Source organism: Halorubrum vacuolatum, assembly GCF_900188065.1.
In the GTDB taxonomy this organism is placed as follows: Archaea; Halobacteriota; Halobacteria; order Halobacteriales; family Haloferacaceae; genus Halorubrum; species Halorubrum vacuolatum.
Map to the genome: position 1 here is coordinate 24,385 of NZ_FZNQ01000013.1, position 24,883 is coordinate 49,267.

The window sequence follows — 24,883 nt, forward strand, 5'->3', positions numbered from 1 at the left end:
GGTGGAGCAACGATAGGAAGGTGCCGTGAGCACCTTCCAAACTCGATCCCGAGGCACGCTGCCTGCGACCGCTATGGGTTCGGACAGGATGGGGTCCGAGAAACGTGAACACGACGCCGCACCGAACCGCGTTGTTTGGCCACGACTCGCGGAGTGTCGGACGGACAGCGGGTCGATGCACCCGGCGTGGGGTATATACGAATCGATAGCCTACGTTTCGGCGTGACAGCCCGGACCATCCGCGCCCGCGACCGGCCGGTGTTCGGCGTCGACGTCCAGAGCGGCGACGTCCGCGGTGACGACCCCTCATACGCGCTCGTGATCCTCGATCCGGTCGACGAGGACGACCCTGACGCACCGGACATCGACGGACCGCTCGCCCGGATAACCCGTGACGTAGTCTCACTCAGGAAGCTTCGGCGGCTGATCGACGACCGGGAACCCCTCTACGTCGCCACCGACAACGTCTACGAGCTGGCACCCGACAAAAAGGCGCTCATCCACCTGCTCGGAACCCTCCCCGACCGGACCCGGCTCGTACAGGTGACGGGCGCGGAACGGCCCGAACCGCTCTCACGGGTCGCCTCCAGACACGGGATCCCCTACGGCAAGGAGCCGATGAAGGAGGCGGAGGCCGCCGCCCGTCTCGCTGCCGCGGACGTCGGACACGAGGTGACGGCGTTCACCGACGAGACGACGGTGAAGGTCTCCCGTGGGCGCTCGACCGGAAAGGGAGGCTGGAGCCAGGACCGATACACCCGTCGGATCCACGGCAACGTAAAAAAGCGGAGCCGACAGGTCGAATCGAAGCTTCGCTCGGCGGGGCTTGATTATGAGCGTGAGGTGACTGAAAAGTACGGCGGCTACTCCAGTGCGGTCTTCTCGGTCGAGGCCCGTCCGGAGGACATCCCCGTCTCGAACTCCCGGGCGGGCGACGTGCGGGTGGCCGTCGAGCGGGAACGACGCGACGGGATCGAGTATGAACCGCTCGTCAAACGCCGCGACCGGGTCATCGTCGGGATCGATCCCGGGACGACGACCGCAGTCGCCGTCGTCGGCCTCGACGGTTCCGTGCTCGACGTCTACTCCTCGCGAACGGCGGATACGGCCGGCGTGATCGAGTGGATCGTCGAACGTGGGCGACCGATCATCGTCGCCGCCGACGTCGAGCCGATGCCGGAGACCGTCGAGAAGTTCCGGCGGTCCTTCGATGCGGCCGGGTGGCGGCCGACAACTGATCTCCCCGTCGACGAGAAGCTCCACCGAACCCGTGCGGTTCCCTACGACAACGACCACGAACGGGACGCGCTCGCGGCGGCGCTGTTCGCCTACGACGACCACGAGGACCAGTTCGAGCGGATCGCCGAACGGACGCCGCCTCGATTAGACCGCGAGGAGGTCATCGCTCGGGTGATCGCCGACGATGCGAGCGTCGAGGCGGTGATCGAGGAGTTGACCGCGACGCCGGAGACGGAAGGCGACGAGACGGAGGACGGCGAGGACCCGACGGAGCCGGAACGAACCGAGGAGGAGGAAACGATCCGGCGGCTTCGCGAGCGGGTCGACCGGCTCGAATCACACACCGAATCGCTCGAGGACGACCTCGCGGATCGGGACGGGCGGATCGACGAGTTGGAGACGGCGCTCGAGGAGGCGAAACGCGAGGAGCGGATCGAAGCTCGCAGCCGCCGGATCGTCTCCCGGCTCGAACGTGAAACCGACCGGCTCGAACGCGAACGCGACGACGCACGCGAACGGGTCGATGAGCTCCGGACGAAAGTGGAGACGCTGAAGCGGCTGTGGAAACTCGATCACACGAACTTCGCCGACGTCGCCGGCGGGCGGGACCTGATCACCGTAAAGCCCGTCGCACAGTTCACGCTCGATGAGATCGACGCGGCGGTCGAAGCGTACGGGATCGCCGCCGGCGACGTGGTCTACCTCCGGGACGCGTCGGGTGCGGGCCGGCGAACCGCCGAGCGACTCGCCGATCACGAGCCACGCGCGGTGATCCGCGACGGAAACCTCTCCGACGACGCCGACGCGGTGCTGTTTGAGCGCTCGATCCCCGTCGTCCCCGTCGAGGACGTGCCGGTTCGGGAGGTCGACGAACTCGCTATCGTCGACGAGGCGGCACTGGAGACGGCGATCGACGAGTGGCACGAGCGGGCCGCCGAGCGAGCCCGAGAGGAGAAGGCCGAACGACTCGATCGGATCATCTCCGAGCATCGCGCGGGGACGACGCTGCCGGAGACCGAGGAGTAGCGGACGAGAACGCAGAACGGGACCGAAACCCGACCGCCTTCCAGAAGTCATATGTCCGGTAACCACACAGACGGACGTATGGATGCCCACGAGCTGATCACCCGGAACGTGGCCGAGGTGGTCACCGAGGCGGAGATCGAGGCGTTAGCCGAAGACCCCGAGGGAAAACGGGCGTACGTCGGCTATGAGCCCTCGGGCGTGCTCCACATCGGTCACATGCTCACGGCGAACAAGCTCATCGACCTCCAAGAGGCGGGCTTCGAGGTGACGGTGCTTCTCGCGGACGTTCACGCCTACCTCAACGATAAGGGCTCGTTCGAGGAGATCCGCCGCACGGCCGAGCGGATGCGCGATCAGTTCATCGCCTACGGCCTCGAGGAGTCGCGCACGCAGTTCGTCCTCGGCTCCGACTTCCAGCTCGATGACGACTACACCCTCGATCTGCATGCGCTCGGGCTGGAGACGACGATCGCCCGCGCGGAGCGCGCCATGGCCGAGATCAAATCGGGCGATTCGGTGAAGGTCTCACAGGCGGTCTACCCGCTGATGCAGGCGCTCGATATCCCCTATCTCGGCGTCGACCTCGCCGTCGGCGGGATGGAACAGCGAAAGGTTCACATGCTCGCACGGGATGTCCTCCCCGGAATCGACCGGGAGCCACCGACGAGCCTCCACACCCCGCTCATCGCGGATCTCACCACCGGTGCGGGGAAGATGTCCTCCAGTATGGGTGTCACCATCTCGATGGAGGATTCCCGCGAGGAGATCGACGCCAAAGTCGAGAAGGCGTACTGCCCCCCGACCGCGGAGCCGGAGCCGACCGGCGAGGGGATCGAACGGGAGAACCCCGTGCTCCAGATATTCGAATACCACGTCTTCCCGCGGTTCGAGACGGTCGTCGTCGAACGACCTGAGAAGTACGGCGGTGACCTCGTCTATGACGAGTACGCCCCGCTCGAAGCCGACCTCGAGTCGGGCGAACTCCACCCGGCGGACGCGAAGGGCGCGCTCGCGACATATCTCGATCGACTGATCGCACCCGGACGTGAACAGCTGGCTGAGTGAGCCGCGGGACGCCCCGACTCCTTATATATCGAGACGCGGCCACCACCTCCATGTTCGCGAACGGTGTCACTCGGGGTTCCGGGGGACGTTCGAGTCGAAGGAATGATCGACCGGTTCGAACGGACGGCGGAGCGGCGACGAAAACGGACGGTGGATCGAGGACAACGGCCGACGAGAGCACGGACATCGGTGTCGATCCCGCAGGAAACGACCGAATTCGAGGCGACGACACCGAACCGAACGGTCGAAACGACGCGGCCGGAAACGACGAGTGGCGGCTCGAAGAGCGGCTCCGCGCGGTCGAGCGCGCCCTGACCGGCGGCGGGCGTCCCGTCGCTGATCTCGAGCCGGGCGCGGCGGCCGCCGACGAGCGGGAGCGTCTCGACGAGCGATTGTGTGATCTCGAGTCCCGTGTCGAGGAGTTGGAGGCGGCCACCCAGGCGGTCCGCGGTTACGTCGGGGCGGTTCGGGCGGTCAACTGCGAGGTCGAGCGCCGTGCCGACCTCGCGTTGGCGGCCGCAACCGAGGCGCGCGCGGAGGGCGCACGAAAAGCGGAGGACTGTGCCGAGGACGAGATGCGGTCCGGAACCGACGGGACGGCCGTCGGCGCGGACGAGCGTGACCCGCTTGACGCCCCCGCGGTCGCCGCCGCGCTTCCAGACGCTCGGTTGGAAGCAGCAGGCCACGGACGGGCGGCGGATCCGGAGAACGTCGGGGGCAACCGTGACGATACGTCGGGGGAGGACGGAACGATCAACGGCAGCGCCGGCGATGACGGACAACCGAAGGAGGAACGGTCGAAGGATCGATCGGCTTCAGCGTCGACGGCGCTCAAGCGGCTCAGGGAGGTGTTGTAATCGTGGAGAACGGGTGGACGAGCGAGACGGGTGACAAACCAGCGGACGGATCGAGCACGTATGCGGATCGCTGCCACCGAACCGTAGGCAGGGTGGACGGAAGCGATCCGTGATCCGCGCGGTGCTTGCGGTGCTCGTCGCCGTCGCGCTGCTCGCCGTGACCGCACCGGCGCTTGAGACCGCCCGAACGGACACGACCGCCGAACGGCTCAACGTCGAAGCGGAGCGCCTGGAGCGGCACGCCGGCGCATTGACTGCGGACGCGGTCGCCGTCGACGATCCGACGCTTGCCGCCCGAAAGACCGTCACCGTTCGGGTGCCCTCGGGATTCACCACCGCCCCGATAGAGCGGGTCGTCATCGGCACTCCGGAGACGATACCGGGGGTTGCGACCGATGACGAGCGCGATGTGACGGGCCCCTCCGATATGACCGGGACGACCGCCGATATCGTGTTCGTGTATCAGTTCACCGGCGCCGAACCGGAGGCCATCCCTATCACCACTCCCACGGGGGCGGAACTCGATGTCATCGACGGACCGATCCACCTCCGACATGGTGGGGAAACCCGGGTGCGGCTGTCGTTGATCGACGACGGAGAACCGACGGTTCGTCTCACCCGCGTCGGGTGACGAGTTAAATACGATGTGGGAGCCAGCGACCCCATGACGTTCGATCCCCCGACAGCGTCCATCGGACGCTCGCTCCGCCGGACCGTCGGTGACTCACTGGACGAGTACGTTGGGCAGATATTACGGTTCGGATGGGTAGATGGCCGATTCGAAGCCGCCCTTGAAGCGGTCGCTCCCGACGATGGAACGTCCGACGGCTGTGGCTGTTCGGCGACGTTTCATGAGCCGACCGGAACGGACATCGGCGACCACGTCGTGCTCGTCGTCGACGCGGACGACTGTCCCGGTCGAGGTGACCTCGCTTCGAGCCAGGCCTGTCGGGCCACCGTCGTCCGGGCGCTCACCGACCGCGATGCCGACACGATCCGAACCCGATCCGGCGGGCGGGAGCGTCGGTATGCGGGACGGGCGGCGGCGCTACTCCTCGCCGCCGGGCGGTTCCGCGAACGGGTCCGGTTTCATGAGGACCGGCTGGCGGACCGAGTCGCCCGCGATCCGCTGGGTGCGGCCCGGGAGGCTTCCGGGCGTGCCGGAGTACCGAAGCGGATCGCAGCCGAAACCGGGCTCGAAGCCATCGCCACCGAAGCCGTCGACGACGCGGACGCCTTCAGGGCGCAGATCGGACCGTCGATCGCCGCGGCCCGGATCGTCGCCGAACCCCCGGCGGAGGCGAGGCTGATCGATCGCTGGGAGGTGGACACCGGCGCGGTGATCCGGTTATATGAAGGAACGGATGCGCTCCGAACGTATCACCTCACGCCGCCGACGGCCGATTTCACGGACGAAGCGCTCGCGACGCTCGATGCTGCCCGCGAGCGCCTCGTTCGGGATCCGATCGGGGGCGATCGCGCCCCGTATCGCGCCGTGCGGGCCGTCGCGTCGGCCGAGGACCCCGTCGAGGACCTCCATGAGACGCTACGGAGACACACGAGCGGCCACGGAATGCTCGAACACGTCTTCGCCGACGAACGTGTCGGCGACGCCACGCTCACCGCGCCGGTGACGGAGAATCCGCTCCGGGTCGTCGTCGACGGCGAACGGTGTCACAGCAACATCTGGGTGCCACCGACTGGAGCGGCGACGCTCGCCTCCCGGCTTCGGCGCGCGAGCGGACGATCCTTTTCACGGGCGAGTCCAACGCTCGATGCGACCCTCGAGACGGAGTCCGGGTCCGTTCGGGTGGCGGCGACCACCCCGCCCGCGAGCGACGGCCTATCGTTCACCTTCCGCCGCGGCGACCCCGGCGCGTGGACGCTCGCCCGCCTCGTCGAGGTCGGGACGTTGACGCCGGCGGCGGCGGGGTTGCTCTCCGTGGCGGTCGAGCACGGCGTCTCCGGACTCATCGCCGGTGGGCGCGGCGCCGGGAAAACGACGATGCTCGGCTCGTTGCTCTTCGAGCTGCCGCCGAGAACGCGTTCGTTGCTGATCGAGGACACGCCCGAGCTTCCTGTCGACGCCCTCGCCGCCGTCGGGCGCGACGTACAACGCCTTCGCGTCGGTGACGGTGCCGAACCGTCACCGCGATCGGCGGTGCGAACGGCGCTCCGGCTCGGATCGGGGGCGCTCGTCGTCGGGGAGGTCCGTGGCGAGGAGGCGGCGGCGCTGTACGAGGCGATGCGGGTCGGTGCCGCGGGTGAAACCGTCCTCGGAACGATCCACGGCGAGGATCCCGAAGCCGTCAGGGAGCGTGTCGTCTCGGATCTCGGCGTTCCGGTCACGTCGTTCGCGACGACCGATCTCGTCGTGATCGTTGACGATCGGCGTGTCGAGACGATCGCTGAGGTGTGCGATCGCGGCGGCGAGATCGGATTCGAGGCGCTCTTCGAACGCACCTCGGAGGGACTCGTGGCGTCCGGTCGGATCGATCGTGGGGAGAGCCATCTCATCGAATCGGTAACGGGATCGTCCGGGGAGTACGCGGCGACGCGTGAAGTCATCGAGGCTCGAACGACGGCGATCGGCCGGGCCGTCGAGACACGGCGGCTCGATCCGCGACGATACGTGGAGGGACGAGGATGACCGGCGACGACGGGGGTCGCCGCGCGATGACCGAGTTGGGAACGGTGTTCAACGGGAAGGCGGCGGATTCGAGGACGGCGATGACGGGATCGACGGACGACCTTCAGCGGGCGCTCACGTTCCTTGGATGGGACGTGAGCCGGGATCGGATCGTGGAGGCGGGATACGTGGCAGGTGGCGTACTCGCGGCGCTCGGTGTGATCCCCGCGGCGTGGTGGTTCGGGATATTTCCGGGCATCGTCGTCGGGATGGCCGTGGGGACGGCGACAGTCCACGCGGTCCATCGAGCGCCGATATGGTGTGCGACGCTCAGACGGACGCGAGCGTTAGGGGCGGCTCCCGGCTTGGTTGGACGGCTCGTGTTACGGATGCGGCTCGATCCGTCGACCGAGCGTGCCGTTCGGTTCGCCGCCCGAACCGGCGAGGGACCGCTCGCCGACGATCTGGCCGCCTACGAACGGCGTCACGTCGATTCCCCGACGAGCGGCCTGGATAGGTTCGCCCGCGAATGGCGGCCGTGGTTCCCCGCTCTGGATCGAGCCGTCACGCTCGTTCGGACGGCCGCATCCACGCCGCCGAATCGACGGGACCGTTCGCTCGATCGCGCGCTCGACGCCGTGCTCTCCGGCACGACGGATCGGCTCGCCGCGTTCGTCGGTGACGTGCAGGGTCCCGTCTCCGCGCTCTACGCGTTCGGCGTGTTGTTGCCGCTCGCGCTGATCGCCCTCCTTCCCGCTGCAGCCGCTTCGGGGGTCCCGATCGGGCCGGCTGTCGTCGCCGTGCTCTATCTGATCGGTCTGCCGATCGGCCTGCTCGCTGCCGGGGCGTGGCTCCTCTCGCGACGGCCTGTCGCCTTCCCGCCGCCGGTCGTCGACGCCGATCACCCGGAGGTCCCACGGCGAGGACCGATGGCGACGGCGGCTGGGATCGTCTCCGGAGGGGTGGCCGCCCTCGTGTCGGGAATACTCGTCGAGCCGTGGACGATCCCGATTGCCGGTGCCGGCGTCGGAATCGGGGTCGCACTGCTCGTCTTCGCCCGGCCACGACGGCGCGTCCTCACGCAGATCCGGGCGGTGGAACGTGGGCTGCCGGACGCGATGACCGTCATCGGCGGGGACGTCGCCGAGGGGGTGTCGGTCGAGCGGGCGATCGCGGAGGCGAGCGAACGTATCGACGGCGCGACCGGACGACTGTTGCGGCGTGCAGCACGTCGAAGCCGGACCCTCCGTGTCGGTGTTCGTGAGGCGTTTATCGGCCACGGGGGGCCGGCTGAGACGATCCCTTCACCGCGGGTGCACGGGGGCGTCTCGTTGCTCGCCGTCGCCGCCCGGGAAGGCGACCCCGCCGGCGACGTGATACTCGACCTCGCCGATCAGTTGGAGCGGTTGCGTGAACTCGAGCGGGAGTCGCGACGGCAGTTGGCGACCGTGACGGGAACGCTATTAAATACCGCCGCGGTCTTCGCACCCCTCGTCGGCGGTGCGACCGTGGCGCTCGCGACCGGGATCGACGCGACCGGATCGCTGAGCGGAAGCGGCCTCGGCGCGCTCACCGATGTCGGGACGATGACGACGGATCCGGCGGCGACGGGTTCGGCGGCCACCGACCCGGGAGCAGTCACGGCGGGCGACCAACCGCCGGAAACGGACACGGACGGCGGATCGGCCGATAAAGTCGAAACGGGGCTGACCGTCCCCGTCCTCGGGCTGATCGTCGGGACGTACGTTCTGCTGCTCGCCGTGATCCTCACCGCGCTGGCGACTGGGCTTGAACGGGGGTTCGATCCCACGCTCATCGCGTATCGAACGGGTATCGCGCTGCCGACGGCGAGTGCGACATACCTCGTCGCGTTCGTCGGCGCGGGCGCGTTGCTGTGATCGACCGACGGTATCTGAGGAAGCGATCCCCGGAGTGGCTCACGGCGGAAGGGGTGGCCCGAGCGCGGATCGCCACGGCCGACAGTTTACATACGATATCGAGGCCAACCGACCTATGTTCGATGCACCCATCGACGCGACGTACGCGTGGCTCGGTATCGCACTCGTCAGCGTCGTGACTGCCGGCGTGGTCGCGTCGCTCCCGTCGTCACCGCCGCCGGACGCGGCCGGTGTCGCACACACGATCGACTCCGTCGCCGACGGTGAACACCCGGCGACCGCGGAACACGGCCTCGGAGCCGACCGGATCCGACTCACCGACCGGAGCGTCGCGCTCGAAACCGGTGACGAGGTCGCCCACACGACGCTGCTCGCACCACGGATCACGCCGGTTTTGACGTGGGAGGAGGGATCGGATGACCTCCGACGCGTGCTCAAGGGCGTCCCGCCGGAGCAGGTTTTCGACGATCCGGGCGCGTTCGAGGACGCCGCCCGGGATGCCCGGGCGGCCGATCACGAGTGGCATCCCGCACCGAACAGGCTGCGAGTCCGGCAGGCTCACTACGACGATGTTCGGGTCACCCTTGTCGGATAGAACAACGATGGTGGGCGGAACGCACGACGTGGGAGCCGGTCGAGTAGCGCGGACGGAACGAGCAGTGCAGACGGAGCGGGCATGGCAGACGGAACGAGCGGCCGTCGAACCGGTTGCGGCCCTCATCGCGCTCGTCGCCGTCGGCCTCGCACTCGGCCTCTACACCGTTGCATTGAGCGACGCCGAACCGGAGCAGGAGAACGGATCCGCGACGACAGTCCTCGAACGGATCGAACGAGAATCGAGCGTCGGCGGCATCGTGCATCCCGACCGGCTGGATATCCCGACAGACGGATCACAGATGGGGGTCGCGGTCGAGTTGCGAACCCGCTCGGAGACGTGGCGACTCCGGAGTGGATCGGATCCGCCGTCGCTTCGGGGCGGGGACACGGCCCGGGAGACCGCCGTCGCCGAGCGGGCCGTCACGGTGAGGGTCGGCCCTGGACGGAACGTACCGGGAACGCTCCGTGTGGTGGTGCGCGGATGACGAGCACCGTCCTGGACGTGACGGTCATGCTGCTCTGTGTCTCCGCGAGCGTCGTCGCCCTCGTTGCCGTCGACGACGGGACGTCGACTGCAGCCCCGGACGCGGAATCGGCCGCCGATCGGCTCGCGACCGAAACCGCCACCGTCGGGGTGGGTGAGACGGTCGAATCGCTCACATCCCCGAAGGTCGTTATCGGGGATACCGAAGGGACTATCCATGCGACACTGGCCGAACTCCTGGTGATGGTCGCCGAAATCGACGAAGGGGACGACGCGCGGGCGAAAGGGTCCGCTGATGAACGGATGCAGGCGATCGAGGAGTTTCGTACGACGGTCATCGAAACGGTCTCCGAACGTCTCGGGCCACGGGTTCGGATAGACGTCCATGCGGCGACGGACGACGGATCGATCACCGACACCGTGGACGTCGCCGTGGGCGACACACCGCCACGAAGCACCGACGTGAACACCGCCGTCGTGTCCGCACCGGGACCCCGCACCGACGGCGGACGGGTGAACGGATGGCGAGTGATCGTTCGGACGTGGTGAGAATGACCGAGGGAAACCCGGACGGCCACCGATCGGGGAACGTGACCGGACTGATCGCCGACCGGAGGGCGCGCGTCCCGTTCGCGCTGATCGGCGTGTTACTCCTCGTGACGAGCACGGCGTACGCGCTCGGGGTCGCAGAACAGGGACTCGTCGGCGAGGACCGGAGCGTCGAACGCGCCGTCGAACGCGTCGAGGCGGACACGACGACGGCGCTGAAAACCGCCGCACGGGAGGCGTCCCACGATGCCGCCGCGGAGCCGGTGACAGCCGCACCTAGCCGAATCGATGGCGTCGAAACCGGAGCGGACGGAACGACGCAACAGACCACCGATGCCGTTCGTTCGGAGTCGGCGTTCGAGGACGCGTTGCGTATCCGTCTCGCCATCGCCGCCGCCGAATCGCTCTCGAACGTCGAGACGAATGTGGGGGAGGTCTCGGCATCGGCGTCGATGGCCGGCGCGGACGAGCCCGATGAGTTGGCCGAGGCACGCGATCGTGTGTCGATCGAGCCGGTCGCCGACGGTACCGCGATCCGTGTGACGTTCGCCGAGGTCCGGACGGTCGCGACGCGGGATGGCCGGACCGTCGCGGATCGAACCGCGGATCGGACGGTCGTCGTCGACGTGCCGATCCTCGGCGCACACGAACGAACGGAACGGTTCGAAAAGCGACTCAACAGCGGGCCGGTCGAGGGACCGGGACTGGGGAGACAGCTCACTGCGAGCCTCTATCCGATGACATGGGCCCGTGGCTACGCCCAGTACGCCGGCGCGCCCGTGCGCAATGTACTTGCAAACCGACACGTCGAACTCGCGACGAACGCCGGGGTCGTCCGCACACAACGTGACGTCTTCGGTGCCGCGGATCCGTCCGCACGCGGTGGGCTCGCCAGGGCGACCGCCGAAACCGGCGTCGCCGACGTGCTCGAACCGACCGATCTCGACGAGGAGGACTGGGCGGAGACCGTGCTCGATGCACCGACGCCCGACCGTGACGCCATAGGGACCGGCGACGGACGCGATCCATCGCTACCCGGAGCGGATCCCGAAGGTGGCCTCTCGGAAAACGACCATGCGGATGAAACGACATCCGTCGCGGTCGACCATGCGGCCGATGTCGGCCTCACCCGGACGACCGAGGAGATGGACCGACTCCTGCGTGAGGCACACCGCGTCGAGGCGACCCTCGAAGCGGAGGGAACGCGCGTCGAATACGGTGGTCGTCTCAGACCACCCTCGCCGGGAAGTGACTGGAGACGGGTCGACAGACGGACCAGCTCGTCGCTCTCCGTCAGCGGGGAGGGAACCCCGACCGGAGTGCCATCGGGGACGGTCGAACCGCGGGAATCGGTATCGTTCGGGGACGCCACACGGGAGGTCGTCGTCGAGCGGCGGGCGACGGCCGATTGGGAACGGGAGGTCGAACGGCGCGATGAGGACGGGGAGGTTACCACGGTGACCCAACGAAGGACCACGCGGGACCGGGCGACCGATCGATATCGTGTCGATGTCTCCGTGACGGGAGAATATGCGCCGACGGATCCCGGCCCAAGTCGGCGAACCGCGACGTTCGGGGCAAGCGGGTCGGACGCGGAGCCGGACCTCTCCGATACCCCGGAGACCGCACGTGCGGATCTCAACGTCGCGGACGCATCGGGGGTCGACCGGATCGCCCGTCGGGCGGTTTCGGAGGGTGATGTCACCGAGTCGACGACCGTCGTCGGGGCTCGACCCGACGACGCGGAAGAACGGATCACGGCGGACCTGATCGAGGTACACGAGGAGGTCCGTGGGATCGAGACGGAGACACGGATGGGCGACGTCGCCGGGAGCGAGGCCGATCCACACGGAACGTTGGCGTCGCAGATCGAAACGAAACGGATGGCCCTCGCGGACCCGCCCGAGCGCTACGACGGCGCCATCGACAGGGGGCGCCTCGGCGTGAGGATCTACTACATCGACGCCGTCATCGAGGAACTCGAGTCGGCATCCGAGGACCAAACGGGAGCCGTCGACCGGCTGTTCGATCGCATCGAATCGGCGTTCGGCGGGCCCTCGATCGGCGAGGTCATCGCCTCGAAAGAGAAGACACGCGACGTGGAGCCACACGCCGTCGGGGCGGACGGTCCCGGCGGGGAGGTGCGGTTCGTGCCGGAGGGCTCACCGGGATATCTCCCACGAACGGCCATCGACGGGGCCGACGTCGACGGAGTCGACGGCACCGAAACACGGCCGCTCGCCACGCGAAACCTGAACTACGTGACCGTCCCCTACGACGACATCTCGGGCGGAATCGTCGATCGGATCCTCGGAACTGAAGAGACCGTCGGCCCGGGTGTCGCCGGGCGGGCGTTGGTGACGGCCGACGCGGCGCTTGAGGCGTCGGGCGGTCCGGATGCGGATCCGGATCTCCGCGCGGACCGTGACGTGCTCGCGTATCGACTCGATCGGTCGCTGATGACGGTCGACCGCGAACTCGTGGACGCCGCCGCCGATCGGACCGACCTCTCCGAGACGGAGCGACGGGATGCCGTGGAGGCCGTCACGGACTCGTATGGGTCGACGGGGGAACACGCGCTGCACGTTGGAAATGGGAGCCACGCCGACCGCGTCGCGAACGAACTAGCCGCTCGTGACGGTCTGTCACGGCGCGACGAGGTCGCGCTCGGGGCCTCGCTCCGAGTAAGCGTTCGTACAGCCGCGGGTCGGGACGCGGTCCGCGTTCCAGCCAGGTTCGTCGACGAGACGACCGACGAAGCCCGCGATCACGTCCGTGACCGGCTCGAGGACGCTGCGGAGGACGGAACCGAACGTGCCGTCGAGGAGGCGAGCGAGCGGTGGGCACCGGAGCCCGTACGACGTGTCGGTGCCGGCCTTCCCGTCGCCCCGACGCCCGGATATTGGGTAGCAACCGTGAACGCGTGGCAGGTCGAGGTTCGCGGCGAGTATCCCGCGTTCACTGTCCACGCCGACGTGGGATCGCCGGGCCGGTCGTTCGAGTACGTGCGGACGGCCGGGAAAGCGACGGTGACCGTCGGGGACACCGAGATCGTTCTCGGGGAAACCGAACCCGTTCGCTTCGAGACGGGGACGCTCGTCGTGATCGCGGTTCCCCCGGGACCGCCGGGGGTTGGCGATGTCGACGGGACACGAGATGAGACGTCCGACGGTTGGCCCTGTCCGGGCGTCCCGGCCGGCGTGGACGGGGCGAGCGCGTCCGAGGGGGACGACGCGACAGGGGAACCGTGGGACGGTGAGTGTGACACGAGGCCATGACTCGCGAACACCGAGAGCGAGATCGTCGCGGGACGACGTATCGGCTGGGCCCAACGCGTCCCCAACCGGTGTCGTTTTGCGCCACGCGTCCCGATCCGAGGACATGTTTCAGGAAGCCGTTGCCGACGCGACGGGAGACGGTGAGCGGGAGACGATCGAGGCAGCAACGCTGCTCGCATCGTTCGAGGCGATCCTCGCGGAGGCGGTCGAGGATGCCGGTGTCGAACGCGTCGTCGAGGCGACGGCGCTCGATCCGGAGCGGGTTTCGGCCGTCAAATCGGGTGATTCGGCGGCGGTAACCGTCGAGACGGGAGCCACGATACTCGCGACCGCGCGCGGGATCGATGCCGAAGCGGTCGTTGCCGAGCTACGCGATCACCTGCTTTTGGGAATGACGACGGCGGTGCTCGACGTGGACACCATCGCGGGAGCGATCGACGCCGACCTCACCGGCCAGGAGGTGCAGCAGGCGCTTGAGGGACGTGCCGACATGACGCTCGCGGAGCTGGCGGAGGTGATGGCGGTGATCGAGGGGCGGAAGCCATGAGCGTCGTCATCGTCGGATGCGGCTACGTCGGCATGGAGCTGGCGAGACAGCTCGCCAGCCGCGGTCACGAGGTGACGGGGGTGAGACGCTCCGAGGCGGGAATGGAGGCGATCGAGGCGCTCGAAGCCGAGGGGGACGGATCGATCGCTGCCGTCGGCGCTGACGCCACCGATCCCGAATCCCTTGCCGTCCTGCCGGATGCGAACGCGGTGGTCTTTGCGGCCAGTTCGGGTGGACGCGGCGCGACGGCCGCACGAACCGTCTACGTCGAGGGCCTCAAGGCGGTCATCGAGGAGTACCGAACCCGGGAAGAACCGCCCGACCGGATCGTCTATACCTCCTCAACGGGGGTCTACGGCGATCACGGCGGTGCATGGGTGGACGAGTCGACGCCCATCGAGCCGACGACCGAAAAGACGCGTGTGCTGGCGGAGGCGGAGCGCGTCGCGATCGAGGGGGCCGAAGCGGCCGGGATCGATGGAACCGTCGCCCGATTTGCCGGCCTGTACGGGCCGGACCGATACCGACTCCAGCGATATCTCGACGGCCCGGTGACGGCGGGCTACCTGAACATGGTCCATCGCGACGACGCTGCCGGTGCGGTCCGGTACCTGCTCGAAGGGGATCTCGCACGCGGTGAGCCGGTCGTCGTCGTCGACGACGAGCCGGCGGATAAACACGCGTTCGCCGACTGGCTCGCCGACGAGTGTGGAACTGAGCGCCCAGCGAAACAGTCGAAGGCGGAACGGATCACAGCGGGTGACCTTTCGGAGCCGGCGAAGCGTCGGATCCTGACGAGCAAGCGCTGTTCGAACGCGTACCTCCGCGAGCTCGGCTATTCGCCCGCGTATCCGACGTTCCGAGAGGGGTATCGGGCCGCGATCGACGCGTTCCGTGCGGAACGAGGCTGACCCATCAGGACCGTGTGAGGTGGGCGACCGTCGATGCAGGAGTGTTGCACCGTAACCACGGACAGAGCACGAAGATCACGGATAGAGCACGAAGATTCTTGTGTCGGCGGCGATTCCGGGGTGGTGTATGTGGGTGCAAGCGACGGTCGGCGACGCGCTCGTCGAAATCGAGGCGTTCGTGCGAGCGAACCCCGAGCTGACCGTCGCCGGCATCGTTGCGGCGTTGGTGATCGCCACGAGCGCGTACGCGTTTTTGCGGCTTCGACGCGTTCCCGGGGCTCGGTTCAGACGACTGCTCGCTGAACAGGACGAGATTACGGTGTTGATGCATCCGAATCCGGATCCGGACGCGATGGCCGCCGCCATCGGGGTTGCGTCGCTCGCCGAACAGGTCGATGTCGACGCGACCGTGCAGTTCCCCGGACAGATCCGCCATCAGGAGAACCGGGCGTTCCGAACGGTCCTGGATCTCGAACTCGAACAGATCGACCATGTGACCGATCTGGCCGCAGGGTTCGTCGTCCTCGTCGATCACAACGAGCCGCGCGGATTCGAGGGATCCGATGGCGTCCTTCCCGCCGCGATAGTGGACCACCATCCGGGCGATGGGACCGCTGAGACGTTCACCGACGTTCGGACCGATTACGGCGCGACCGCCTCCATCATCGCGGAGTATTTCAAGGAGAACGACGCGATCCCGGTGCCGCCTGATAAGCACGCGAGCGAGACGGACGGGGCCCTTGCGCTCCCGACGGACGCTGCAACTGGGCTGTTATACGGGATCTTATCCGATACGAAGAACCTCACCGTCGGCGCGAGCGACTCGGATTTCGCGGCGGCGGGCTACGTCTATCCGGGCGTCGATCAGGATCGACTCGATCGGATCGCAAACCCCGCGGTCGACGCGGAGGTACTGGAGGTGAAGGCACGGGCGATCGCCGGCCGACAGGTCGAGGGATCGTTCGCGGTGGCGGATGTCGGCGGGGTGAACAACGTCGATGCGATCCCGCAGGCCGCCGATGAACTCATCCAGTTGGAGGGAATCAGCGCGGTGGTGGTCCTCGGCGAACGGAACGGAACGATCCATCTATCCGGGCGGTCACGGGATGATCGTGTGCATATGGGCAACGCGCTCGCGGCCGTCCTCGATGACGTGCCCAACGGCGGCGGTGGCGGACACGCCAGGATGGGGGGTGGAACCATCGAATCCCGCACCGATCCGACCGGCGAGCAGGAAGTCGAGCAGATCGATCGGAACGCGCTCTGTGACGAGCTCTTTCGGGCGATGGCCGGAGACGTCTAAGCGACAGGAAAGGTTCGGAGCCCACAGCTTTAGGTCCCATCCGAACGAGCGAGGCGTATGGATTGGAGCACGTTCAAAACCGATGGGTGGCCAGCGCTCGCCGGCGTCGGCGTCGGCTACCTACTTGCATGTGCACTGATATTCGCGGCGTTCTTCGTGGTGCCGTACCTGTTGGTCACAGTAGCGTGAACGAGGAGCTTGGCGGAAAATCGGAGCGGTTGACGGTTCAGGCGAACGCCAACGAATCGTCGGCGTCCGTGTCGGCGTCCTGGCGAAGCTTCTCGTAGGCCGCGAGGAAGTCCGCCATGGTCACTTCGGTACGGTCGTCGCGGATGGCGAACATCCCCGCCTCCGTGCAGATCGCCTTGACGTCCGCGCCGGACGCATCGGCGGCGAGTTCGGCGAGTTCCGTAAAGTCGACCTCGCCGGCGAGGTTCATCCGGCGGGTGTGGATCTGGAAGATGATCTCCCGACCCATCGAATCGGGTTTGGGCACCTCGATAAGCCGGTCAAACCGGCCGGGGCGAAGGATGGCGGGGTCGAGCATGTCGAAGCGGTTCGTCGCGGCGATGAGGCGGATCTCGCCGCGCTCGTCGAAGCCGTCCATCTCGCTGAGCAGCTGCATCATCGTGCGCTGGACCTCCGCGTCCCCGGAGGTCTTCGAGTCCGTCCGCTTCGAGGCGATCGCGTCGATCTCGTCGATGAAGATCACCGCGGGCTGGTTCTCGCGAGCGACCTCGAAGAGGTCACGGACGAGCTTCGCACCCTCGCCGATGAACTTGTGGACGAGCTCGGAGCCGGCCATCTTGATGAACGTCGCGTCGGTCTCGTTGGCGACCGCCTTCGCGAGCATCGTCTTGCCCGTCCCCGGCGGACCGTACAGCAGGACCCCGCTCGGCGGGTTGATACCGACGTCTTCGAACATTTCCGGATGTTCGAGCGGCATCTCGACGGTTTCACGCACCTCCTGCATCTGCTCGTCGAGCCCGCCGATGTCGGCGTAGGTGACGTCCGGGGAGTGTTCGACCTGCATGACGCGGGCGCGGACATCGGTCTCCTTTTCGAGCCGTTTGACGATCGAAAGCGAGTTGTTGACCGCGACCCGGTCGTCCGGTTCGAGCCGCTCGCGCATCTCGTCCGTGATCTCCGTGAGCGCCTCCTGGTTGTTGCCGTGCTGTTTGATCACGGCGCCGTCGTCCGTAAGTTCCTGGACCGTCGCGACGAACAGCGGTGACTGTTTGAGCTTTTTGTTCTCGTGGGTGAGTCGTTCCAACTTCTGCTGGTACTTGTTGTTCTCCGCGTTCGCATCGAGGAGTTTGTCGCGCATCTCCTCGTTTTGCGATTCGAGAACCTCGAGTCTGTCCCGTAACGACTCGATCTTCTCCCGTCTCGACGCCGATCCCTCCTCGTACGGCATCTCGACGTCATCGACCGTATCACTCATTAAGCCGATTTAGGGTGCTTGCGGATAAGAGGCTTCGGGTGCGGGCATTCCCGGAGTGAAGAGCGTTGCGCTCTCGGCGGCGCTCGCGTTCGTCGCCCGCGATGAAAGCGGGGGCGCGATGCCGAGAGGTCGGTAGTATGGTGACAGAGGCGGGATAATTAATTCCCAATAGTAATCAAATAGGATAGTAAATATTATCTTACAGCATTACCGAGTGAGTTGTACGCATGAGTACGACAGAGGCAGTCACTGCCGACGACGAGGAGGTCGCGGATCGCTGGGAGTCCGTTCGTGACCTCCCACCGAGCGCGAAATTGGTCGCGAAGGTGCTCGATTACAACGACACGCTGACCCAAAGCGAGATCGCCGAGGAAACCCTGCTTCCGCCCCGGACCGTACGATATGCGCTCTCGCGGCTCGAAGAGGAGGACGTCGTCGATGCACGATTCTCCTTTGCTGACGCGCGGAAACGGCTCTACTCGCTCGCGGTGTAGGTGATCGTCGTCACGGGCGTTGCTGAGAGCGTCGGTTCCCTCAGCTTTCGCTTCCCAGTGACCACCCCACGGAGCTCGCAAGGATCGATTTATACCACATACCGACGCCAACGACCCTGTGGTCTCGACCGTCACCGTCAAGCGCGCGCTCGCCGCGCTGGCAACACGCACGGACACCGCGAGACGACCATACGCCGCCGTGATCGACGAGGCGGACGCCGCCCGCGGGGATCTTCGGCGGGCCGCCGGGTTCGTCGACGCCGTCGGCTTGGACCGGCTTGTGGAGGCGATCTCGAACGCCGAGCGCGATGGACGTGAGGCACGAGCTCAACGGGGGCGTGACGCACTCGCGGCGTATCGGCGATTTCAAGCGGCCGCCGCCGACGAGAGGGGAACCGCAGGGACGGGCCGAGTGGACGGGGTGGCCCCCGATACCACGATGGGGGCGGATCACTTTCACTCCGGTCCCGGAACCACTAAACCCGGCAACGGCCAAGGGTCGAACCGATGACACGGGTGATCCACACCGGCGACACCCACATCGGGTATCAACAGTACCATTCGCCGGTGCGGCGGCGGGACTTCCTCGCGGCCTTCGAGTCGGTGATCGATGACGCGGTCGATGACGACGTCGACGCCGTCGTGCACGCGGGCGATCTCTTTCACGACCGGCGACCCGATCTCCCGGACCTCCTCGGAACGATCTCGGCGCTTCGACGACTCGATGACGCCGACATTCCGTTTCTGGCCGTCGTCGGGAATCACGAATCGACGCGGGGTGGCCAGTGGCTCGACCTCTTCGAGCGTCTGGGACTCGCCACTCGCCTCGGTGAGGAGCCGGTCGTCGTCGGCGACACGGCCTTTTATGGGCTCGATCACGTCCCCGCCTCCCGCCGTGACGAACTGGAATACGCCTACGAGCCGCACGACGTCGACTACGCGGCGCTCGTCGCACACGGCCTCTTCGAGCCGTTCGCGCACGCTGACTGGGATACCGAGACGGTACTCACGGAGAGCACCGTGGCGTTCGATGCGCTCCTGCTCGGGGACAACCACAAACCGGATCGAGCGACGGTCGCCGGGACGTGGGTCACCTATCCCGGATCGACCGAGCGCGCGAGCGCGAGCGAGCGCGAGGGACGCGGCTACAACCTCGTCACGTTCGGCGGCGATGGATCCGGCGACGGGGACGCCGTCGACATTCGGAGGCGTGCCCTCGAGACGCGCGAGTTCGTATTTATCACCGTGGAGCTTCACGACGGTGAGGGCGAGTCGCGTGCGCGTGAAGCGGTGAGAGCACACGACCTGACGGACGCCGTCGCGCTCGTGGAGATCGTCGGTGAGGGCGATCCGGTCACCCCCGCGGCCATCGAGGAGGTGGCGGAATCCGAGGGCGCGCTCATCGCCCGCGTCACCGATCGTCGGGAGATCGATACGGAGGCCGAGTTCGACGTGAGCTTCGCCGATCCGGAGGCCGCCGTTCGGGAACGGGTCGAATCCATGGGGCTTTCGGAGGCCGCCCGAGGCATCGATGAGACGGTTCGATCCGAAGGCGTCGTCGACACCAACGTCCGTGAGACCGTCAAGGATCAAATCAGCGAGCTGATCGACGATCCCGGGGCATTCACGCCGGCGACGGGTGAGGACGCAACGAGCGGTGGCGATGGGCAGGAAGAACCGAGCGGTGAGGAACGGACCGAAGCGACCGAACGAGACGGGGCTGACGGTGATGAAAGCGGAGGTAGCTCCGATGAGGACGAAAGGGATGACGGGGCCGAAGGGAACGACGGGGACGATGGAGATCACGGGACGGAGTCGATCCCAAGCGAACAGCAGGTCTCGATGGAGGACTACCTATGAGATTCGACCGCATCCGGCTGGTGAATTTCAAACCCTACGGCGACGCCGATCTCCGGTTCACCGATGGCGTCACCGTCATCCACGGGCTCAACGGGAGCGGGAAATCCTCGTTGCTTGAGGCGTGCTTCTTCGCGCTGTATGGCTCCTCGGCGCTCGACGGCACGCTGGATGACGTCATCACGAACGGCGAGGAGGGGACGGAAGTCGACCTGTGGTTTACCCACGATGGGACCGCCTACCACATCGAACGGCAGTTGAAACAGTACGACGGGAGAGTCGCACACGACTGCACGTTGGCGGCCGTTGACGGTGAGGACGATGCGGACGGCGACGTCTTTCGAGACGGCGCACGGGACGTGCGCGCGTTCGTGACGGAGTTGCTTCGGATGGACGCGGAAGCGTTCGTCAACTGCGCATACGTTCGACAGGGCGAGGTAAACGCGCTCATCAACGCCACCGCCACGCAGCGACAGGACATCATCGACGATCTGCTTCAACTCGGTACGCTGGAGGAGTACCGTGACCGCGCAGGTGATGCGAGACTCGGTGTGGAGGACGTGTTGAACGCGAAACGGGCCGTGCTCGATGAAAAGGAGCGCCAGATAGCACAAAAGGAGGAACAGAACCTCCATGGCCGGCTGAACGACCTCGAAAGCGACCTGTCAGCGGTCGAATCGAAGATCGACGGATACAACGAACAGAAGCGAAAGGCCGAAAAGACGCGTGAGGAGGCCGCTGAAGTACTCAGGGAGTCGAAGCGAAAACGAGAGGAGCTGACGGAGGTCGAAGCCGACGTTGAGACGCTGGAAGAAACGATACGTGAAGCCGAGCGTGAGCGCGAGGAACACCGAACGAAGATTCGGGAGGTACGCGAGCGGATCGACGAACTCCAGTCAAGCATCGACGACCGATTGTCCGACGCTGGACTCGAGGAGGCGACGGCGGAAGCGGTCGCGACACGGCGTGCGGAGGTCGATACGGCGGAGGCGGAGTTGCGCGAAAAAGTGAGCGACGTTCGCGTGCAGGCGGAGGGTTTCCGTAATCAAGCGACGAACCTTGCGGCGAAAGCCGACGATCTGGACGGGAGAGCCGAGGAGGCCTTCGATCGGGCAGAGCGTCTGGAAGCGGAGGCAGAAGAAGCCGAGGCAGCCGTCGAGGAGGCAGAAACAACTATCGAGACGCTCCGCGAGGAGGCGACCGAGCGCAAGGAGCGTTTCGACGGGACGGACGTTGCACACGGGGAGGCCACGGAGCGCCACGAACAACTCCAAGAGAAGCGAACGGAGCTCCGGGAGCGGATCGCGGAGCTGGAAACGGAACACAAGAACGCGAAACGGCGAGTACGCGAAGCCGAGGAGTTACTCGACGCCGGCAAGTGTCCAGAGTGCGGACAGTCAGTCGATGACTCCCCACACGCGGATCGCATCGAGGACGACCGCGAGCGCGTCGCGGAGTTGGAGGCCGAACTATCGGCTGCCCGTGGGCGCACGACGGAACTGAAAGAACGGATCGAAACGACACGTGATCTCGTTGCCGCCGAAGAGCGATTGACGGAGATCGAGCGGGCGATCGAGACGACCGAGACGCGAATCGCCGAGAAGCGTGAAGCTGCGGAACGAAAACGTGAGCGGACAAAAGGGGAACGAGCGACCGCAGAGGAATTGTCGGCGCGTGCAGAGCAAACCCGTGAGGTCGCGAGCGAGAAGCGCGCGGAGGCGCAGGAAGCCACGGAAGAAGCAGCGAGGCTGGAGGAACGCCTCGACGAGCTTGAAACCACGCTGGATCAACTCGAGGGGATAGAGCGGCGGCTCGAAACCGTTTTCGAAGCGGAAGATCGGATCGAACAGCTCCGTGAGCGGCGCGAAGCCATCCAAGAGCTGAACGACGAGCGGCGAACGCGGCTCTCCGAACTGCGCAACCGGCGTGATGAGTTACGCGAGGTGGTCGACGAGGCTGCCGTGGAGAACGCCCGGAACGCAGAGCGGAAGGCAAAAGCGTATCTCGAGAAAGTCGAAGCCGAGTTGGAGACGCTCACGTCGCAGCGAACGGAGCTTCAAAACGCTATCGGTGGGATCAAAGGGGAGATCGAGGCATTGGAAACCCTCCGCTCGGAGCGGGATGAGTTGACCGAGACGGTCGAGATGCTCGAGACGCTCCATGAAGAGACCGCAGCGCTTGAGACGGCCTATGGCGATCTGCGGGCGGAGCTTCGTCAGCGAAACGTCGTCGAGTTGGAGCGGATGCTCAACGAAACGTTCGAACTCGTCTACGGCAACGACGCCTACTCACACATCGAGTTGGACGGCGAGTACGCGCTCACAGTGTATCAAAAGGACGGCGAGGCGCTCGATCCCGAGCAGCTCTCCGGGGGCGAGCGCGCGTTGTTCAACCTCTCGTTACGCTGTGCGATCTATCGGCTGCTCGTCGAGGGGATCGACGGGGCAGCACCGACGCCGCCGCTCATTCTCGATGAGCCGACCGTCTTTCTGGACGCCGGTCACGTCACCCGGCTCGTCGATCTCGTCGAGGAGATGCGCGGCTTCGGCGTTCGACAGATCGTCATCGTCAGCCACGATGACGAACTGGTCGGGGCGGCCGACGAACTCGTCGTCGTTGAGAAGGACCCACGGACGAACCGTTCGACGGTCCGTAGAGAAGACGCCGGTGGACCCACCGTCGCCAGCCTGAGCGACGATTAGAAAACGGAGGCTGGCGGATGAAGGACATTCAAGTGGCTCACGCATACGCGTCGTACTCCTCGCCGTACAACAGAAAATAGCCGACGCCAAGCAGGCCGATCACGCTCGCCAGCGTGAAGGCAACCGGCGGGCTTCCGGCGAACGTAAGAGCCGTTCCCGGGACCGAAAAGCCACCGTAGATCAGTCCCCCAAGCGCGGCACTGGGGATGACGACCGCGTTCCGGACGAGATAGTACGAGCCGGAGACGCGACCACCGGTGTCGCGCTCAGCGGGGCCGACGATCAACGCTTTGTGTGCGGGAAGACCGGCGAATCGGAGCCCCGAAAAGGCGAAGAGCGCGATCACGAGGGGCGCGGTCGCCGCGGTGTCCGCGGGAACGCTGATGAGCAGGACGGGGAAGGCGGCGTAAACGAAGAACCCGGACGCAACGACGGGCTTGAGGCCGACGCGTTCGGCGAGCCGCGCGGCGGGGGGCATCGAGACGAGCGCGACGAGCATCTCGATGGCCAGAAGGACGCCGAAGAGGACGGCCGGGGAGAGCGAGATCGGGCCGATATCGAGGCTCACCGCGAGGTACTGGGTGATCACGATGACGAAGAAGACGTAGACCATCCCGTTCGCAAATCGGACGAGGGTGTCGGCGATGAGGAGGGGTCTGAGTTCGGCAGGGAGGTTCCGAAGGTCGTCCGCGATCCCGCGGACGCCCTCGAACGTCTTTCCGAGCGAGTCCCCGCTCGCATCATAGAGGACGTGCTGGGCGACGGTTGCGACGAGTCCGGCGGCGAGCCCGATCGCGAGGATATACTGAAACCCGACCGTGAAATCGGCCACGACATAGAGGACCCCCGCGGCGATCAGCGGGCCGATGAGGAACGCGGTCCGGCGGAACACCTCGGTGCTCGCGAAGCCACGAGCGAGTCGGTGGGGCGGGACCGATTGTTTGACGATCGCGAACGTCGCACCGAGCCCGAAGGACTTCCACGCCTGCGCGAGAAACAGGCCGACGAAGATCCAGATCCACGGTTCGAGGGTCACGCCGGCGACCACGACGGTCCCGAGCGCCGGAGCGACGAGCCAGACGGCGAACCCGACCGTGGAGATGAGCCCGAAGAGCGTGAGCGCGAGACGCGATCCGATCCGGTCCGAGAGGCGGCCACCGGGATACGGATAGACCGCGCCGATAATATTGCCGACCGTGCCGAACAGCCCGATCACGAACGCGCTCGCCCCGAGCGCGGCCATGTACTCCGGGATGTACCGGTTCGTCATCTGAAAGCCGAGGCTGAACGCGAACATCGCGAGCGACAACACGAGCACGTCACGTTCCAGCGAGAGGAACTGCCGGAACGGATCGAGGAGGTCGACATCGTCCCCATCGCCCATACAGGGGGCTCAACTAGCGCGTCCATTAATCCCTCGGACCGGACGGGAGGTGATCCGCGTGCGGCCGCTTAAGACCCGATTTTCAGGATCGGTAACCGAACCGATGTGGTTATCCGGTATCCGAAAACTCCTTCACCTGAGGGCGGTTACGAGCGGCCTGACGTTTTATTTCAATTGCATAAATTTAGAACAGTAATCGATTATCAGTTCGTATAAACCTCCATCTTAATATCACGCGATATCTGCTGTAATATGCACGAAAGTGTTGCAAACTACGTGGCAGAGAACCCGAAGATGGCTGGCGTCCTGTTCACCGCGCTCCTGCTGTTGACGCAGGCGTCCTCGGTGGCGGCGAACGCGGCGGCCTCTAATCCGGGTCCGTAATCAACGTCCAGAAACGCTCGTTCTGTAGTAATAGCTAGTGGGTCGATAATTCGACCCCATTCGAAAACAATCCCAATCACCGAGTGATATTTTCCGCGCGAGTCTCGAAAAATAGGACGACAGTGAGAGACGTGGCTGCTTCCTCAATAAACACCAACTGATTGTGAAATTTGCTCCAAAAACCGTGAATTAGTTTACATTCAAACAGTCATAGTAGAAATTATTGTGGAAAATT

At 66.1% G+C, this 24,883-nt stretch carries 21 protein-coding genes; 19 read left to right on the plus strand and 2 right to left on the minus strand.

Annotation, left to right across the window (positions count from 1 at the left end; translation table 11 throughout):
* Positions 1–222 precede the first annotated feature (222 nt).
* The 14 genes from CHB65_RS11765 to CHB65_RS17910 all read left to right on the plus strand — a co-directional run bounded on the left by CHB65_RS11765 (position 223) and on the right by CHB65_RS17910 (position 16,572).
* Entirely contained in the window at positions 223–2,265 is a 2,043-nt protein-coding gene (locus CHB65_RS11765) for a DUF460 domain-containing protein (protein WP_089385270.1), read from the plus strand.
* A 78-nt stretch (positions 2,266–2,343) separates the two neighbouring features.
* Complete coding sequence (locus tag CHB65_RS11770) at positions 2,344–3,330, plus strand: tyrosine--tRNA ligase (RefSeq protein WP_089385271.1); 987 nt, start codon at positions 2,344–2,346, stop codon at positions 3,328–3,330.
* 50 nt (positions 3,331–3,380) lie between these two features.
* Positions 3,381–4,187, plus strand: coding sequence for a DUF7310 family coiled-coil domain-containing protein (locus CHB65_RS11775; protein WP_089385272.1), 807 nt, complete (start codon positions 3,381–3,383; stop codon positions 4,185–4,187).
* A gap of 109 nt (positions 4,188–4,296) precedes the next feature.
* Positions 4,297–4,818: a DUF7311 family protein gene (locus CHB65_RS11780; protein ID WP_089385273.1), complete on the plus strand. Its 522-nt coding sequence runs from the start codon at positions 4,297–4,299 to the stop codon at positions 4,816–4,818.
* Between the two features lie 33 nt (positions 4,819–4,851).
* Positions 4,852–6,837 carry an ATPase, T2SS/T4P/T4SS family gene (locus CHB65_RS11785; RefSeq protein ID WP_089385274.1) on the plus strand — a complete coding sequence of 662 codons (1,986 nt, stop codon included), beginning with the start codon at positions 4,852–4,854 and terminating at the stop codon, positions 6,835–6,837.
* 26 nt (positions 6,838–6,863) lie between these two features.
* Positions 6,864–8,714 (plus strand): type II secretion system F family protein, encoded by a 1,851-nt coding sequence (locus CHB65_RS11790; RefSeq protein WP_089385322.1) that lies wholly within the window; start codon positions 6,864–6,866, stop codon positions 8,712–8,714.
* A 115-nt stretch (positions 8,715–8,829) separates the two neighbouring features.
* On the plus strand, positions 8,830–9,309 hold the full coding sequence (locus CHB65_RS11795; protein WP_089385275.1) for a DUF7283 family protein: 480 nt from the start codon (positions 8,830–8,832) through the stop codon (positions 9,307–9,309).
* 64 nt (positions 9,310–9,373) lie between these two features.
* Positions 9,374–9,796, plus strand: coding sequence for a DUF7285 family protein (locus CHB65_RS11800; RefSeq protein ID WP_089385323.1), 423 nt, complete (start codon positions 9,374–9,376; stop codon positions 9,794–9,796).
* Positions 9,793–10,344 carry a DUF7284 family protein gene (locus CHB65_RS11805; protein WP_089385276.1) on the plus strand — a complete coding sequence of 184 codons (552 nt, stop codon included), beginning with the start codon at positions 9,793–9,795 and terminating at the stop codon, positions 10,342–10,344. The genes CHB65_RS11800 and CHB65_RS11805 overlap by 4 nt, the downstream gene beginning before the upstream one ends.
* A gap of 2 nt (positions 10,345–10,346) precedes the next feature.
* Complete coding sequence (locus CHB65_RS11810) at positions 10,347–13,622, plus strand: DUF7286 family protein (RefSeq protein ID WP_089385277.1); 3,276 nt, start codon at positions 10,347–10,349, stop codon at positions 13,620–13,622.
* Positions 13,623–13,725: 103 nt separating this feature from the next.
* Positions 13,726–14,169: a DUF5791 family protein gene (locus CHB65_RS11815; protein ID WP_089385278.1), complete on the plus strand. Its 444-nt coding sequence runs from the start codon at positions 13,726–13,728 to the stop codon at positions 14,167–14,169.
* The gene (locus tag CHB65_RS11820; RefSeq protein WP_089385279.1) at positions 14,166–15,080 is read left to right on the plus strand and encodes an NAD-dependent epimerase/dehydratase family protein; all 915 of its coding nucleotides are present in this window, start codon (positions 14,166–14,168) and stop codon (positions 15,078–15,080) included. Before CHB65_RS11815 ends, CHB65_RS11820 begins: the two co-directional genes overlap by 4 nt.
* Before the next feature lie 127 nt (positions 15,081–15,207).
* Positions 15,208–16,383, plus strand: coding sequence for a DHH family phosphoesterase (locus CHB65_RS11825; protein WP_089385280.1), 1,176 nt, complete (start codon positions 15,208–15,210; stop codon positions 16,381–16,383).
* A gap of 57 nt (positions 16,384–16,440) precedes the next feature.
* A complete protein-coding gene (locus CHB65_RS17910) occupies positions 16,441–16,572 on the plus strand; it encodes a hypothetical protein (protein WP_281251566.1) in 132 nt (43 codons plus the stop codon).
* Positions 16,573–16,609: 37 nt separating this feature from the next.
* Here the strand turns inward: CHB65_RS17910 and pan1 are convergent, their stop codons facing one another.
* Positions 16,610–17,827, minus strand: coding sequence for a proteasome-activating nucleotidase Pan1 (gene pan1, locus CHB65_RS11830; protein ID WP_089385281.1), 1,218 nt, complete (start codon positions 17,825–17,827; stop codon positions 16,610–16,612).
* Between the two features lie 227 nt (positions 17,828–18,054).
* Here pan1 and CHB65_RS11835 point away from each other — a divergent pair, with 227 nt between their 5' ends.
* From CHB65_RS11835 to rad50, 4 genes are all read left to right on the plus strand, one after another.
* Positions 18,055–18,321 (plus strand): MarR family transcriptional regulator, encoded by a 267-nt coding sequence (locus CHB65_RS11835; protein ID WP_089385282.1) that lies wholly within the window; start codon positions 18,055–18,057, stop codon positions 18,319–18,321.
* Positions 18,322–18,439: 118 nt separating this feature from the next.
* A complete protein-coding gene (locus tag CHB65_RS11840; protein ID WP_089385283.1) occupies positions 18,440–18,832 on the plus strand; it encodes a hypothetical protein in 393 nt (130 codons plus the stop codon).
* Positions 18,829–20,181 (plus strand): DNA double-strand break repair protein Mre11, encoded by a 1,353-nt coding sequence (gene mre11 / locus CHB65_RS11845; RefSeq protein WP_089385284.1) that lies wholly within the window; start codon positions 18,829–18,831, stop codon positions 20,179–20,181. The genes CHB65_RS11840 and mre11 overlap by 4 nt, the downstream gene beginning before the upstream one ends.
* Entirely contained in the window at positions 20,178–22,880 is a 2,703-nt protein-coding gene (gene rad50 / locus CHB65_RS11850) for a DNA double-strand break repair ATPase Rad50 (protein WP_089385285.1), read from the plus strand. Before mre11 ends, rad50 begins: the two co-directional genes overlap by 4 nt.
* 37 nt (positions 22,881–22,917) lie before the next feature.
* On the opposite strand, the gene CHB65_RS11855 is transcribed toward rad50, so the two are convergent.
* Complete coding sequence (locus CHB65_RS11855) at positions 22,918–24,264, minus strand: MFS transporter (protein ID WP_089385286.1); 1,347 nt, start codon at positions 24,262–24,264, stop codon at positions 22,918–22,920.
* A gap of 252 nt (positions 24,265–24,516) precedes the next feature.
* Between CHB65_RS11855 and CHB65_RS17915 the strand changes: the two genes are divergently transcribed.
* The gene (locus tag CHB65_RS17915; protein ID WP_281251567.1) at positions 24,517–24,648 is read left to right on the plus strand and encodes a DUF7503 family protein; all 132 of its coding nucleotides are present in this window, start codon (positions 24,517–24,519) and stop codon (positions 24,646–24,648) included.
* The last annotated feature ends 235 nt before the right edge of the window (positions 24,649–24,883 follow it).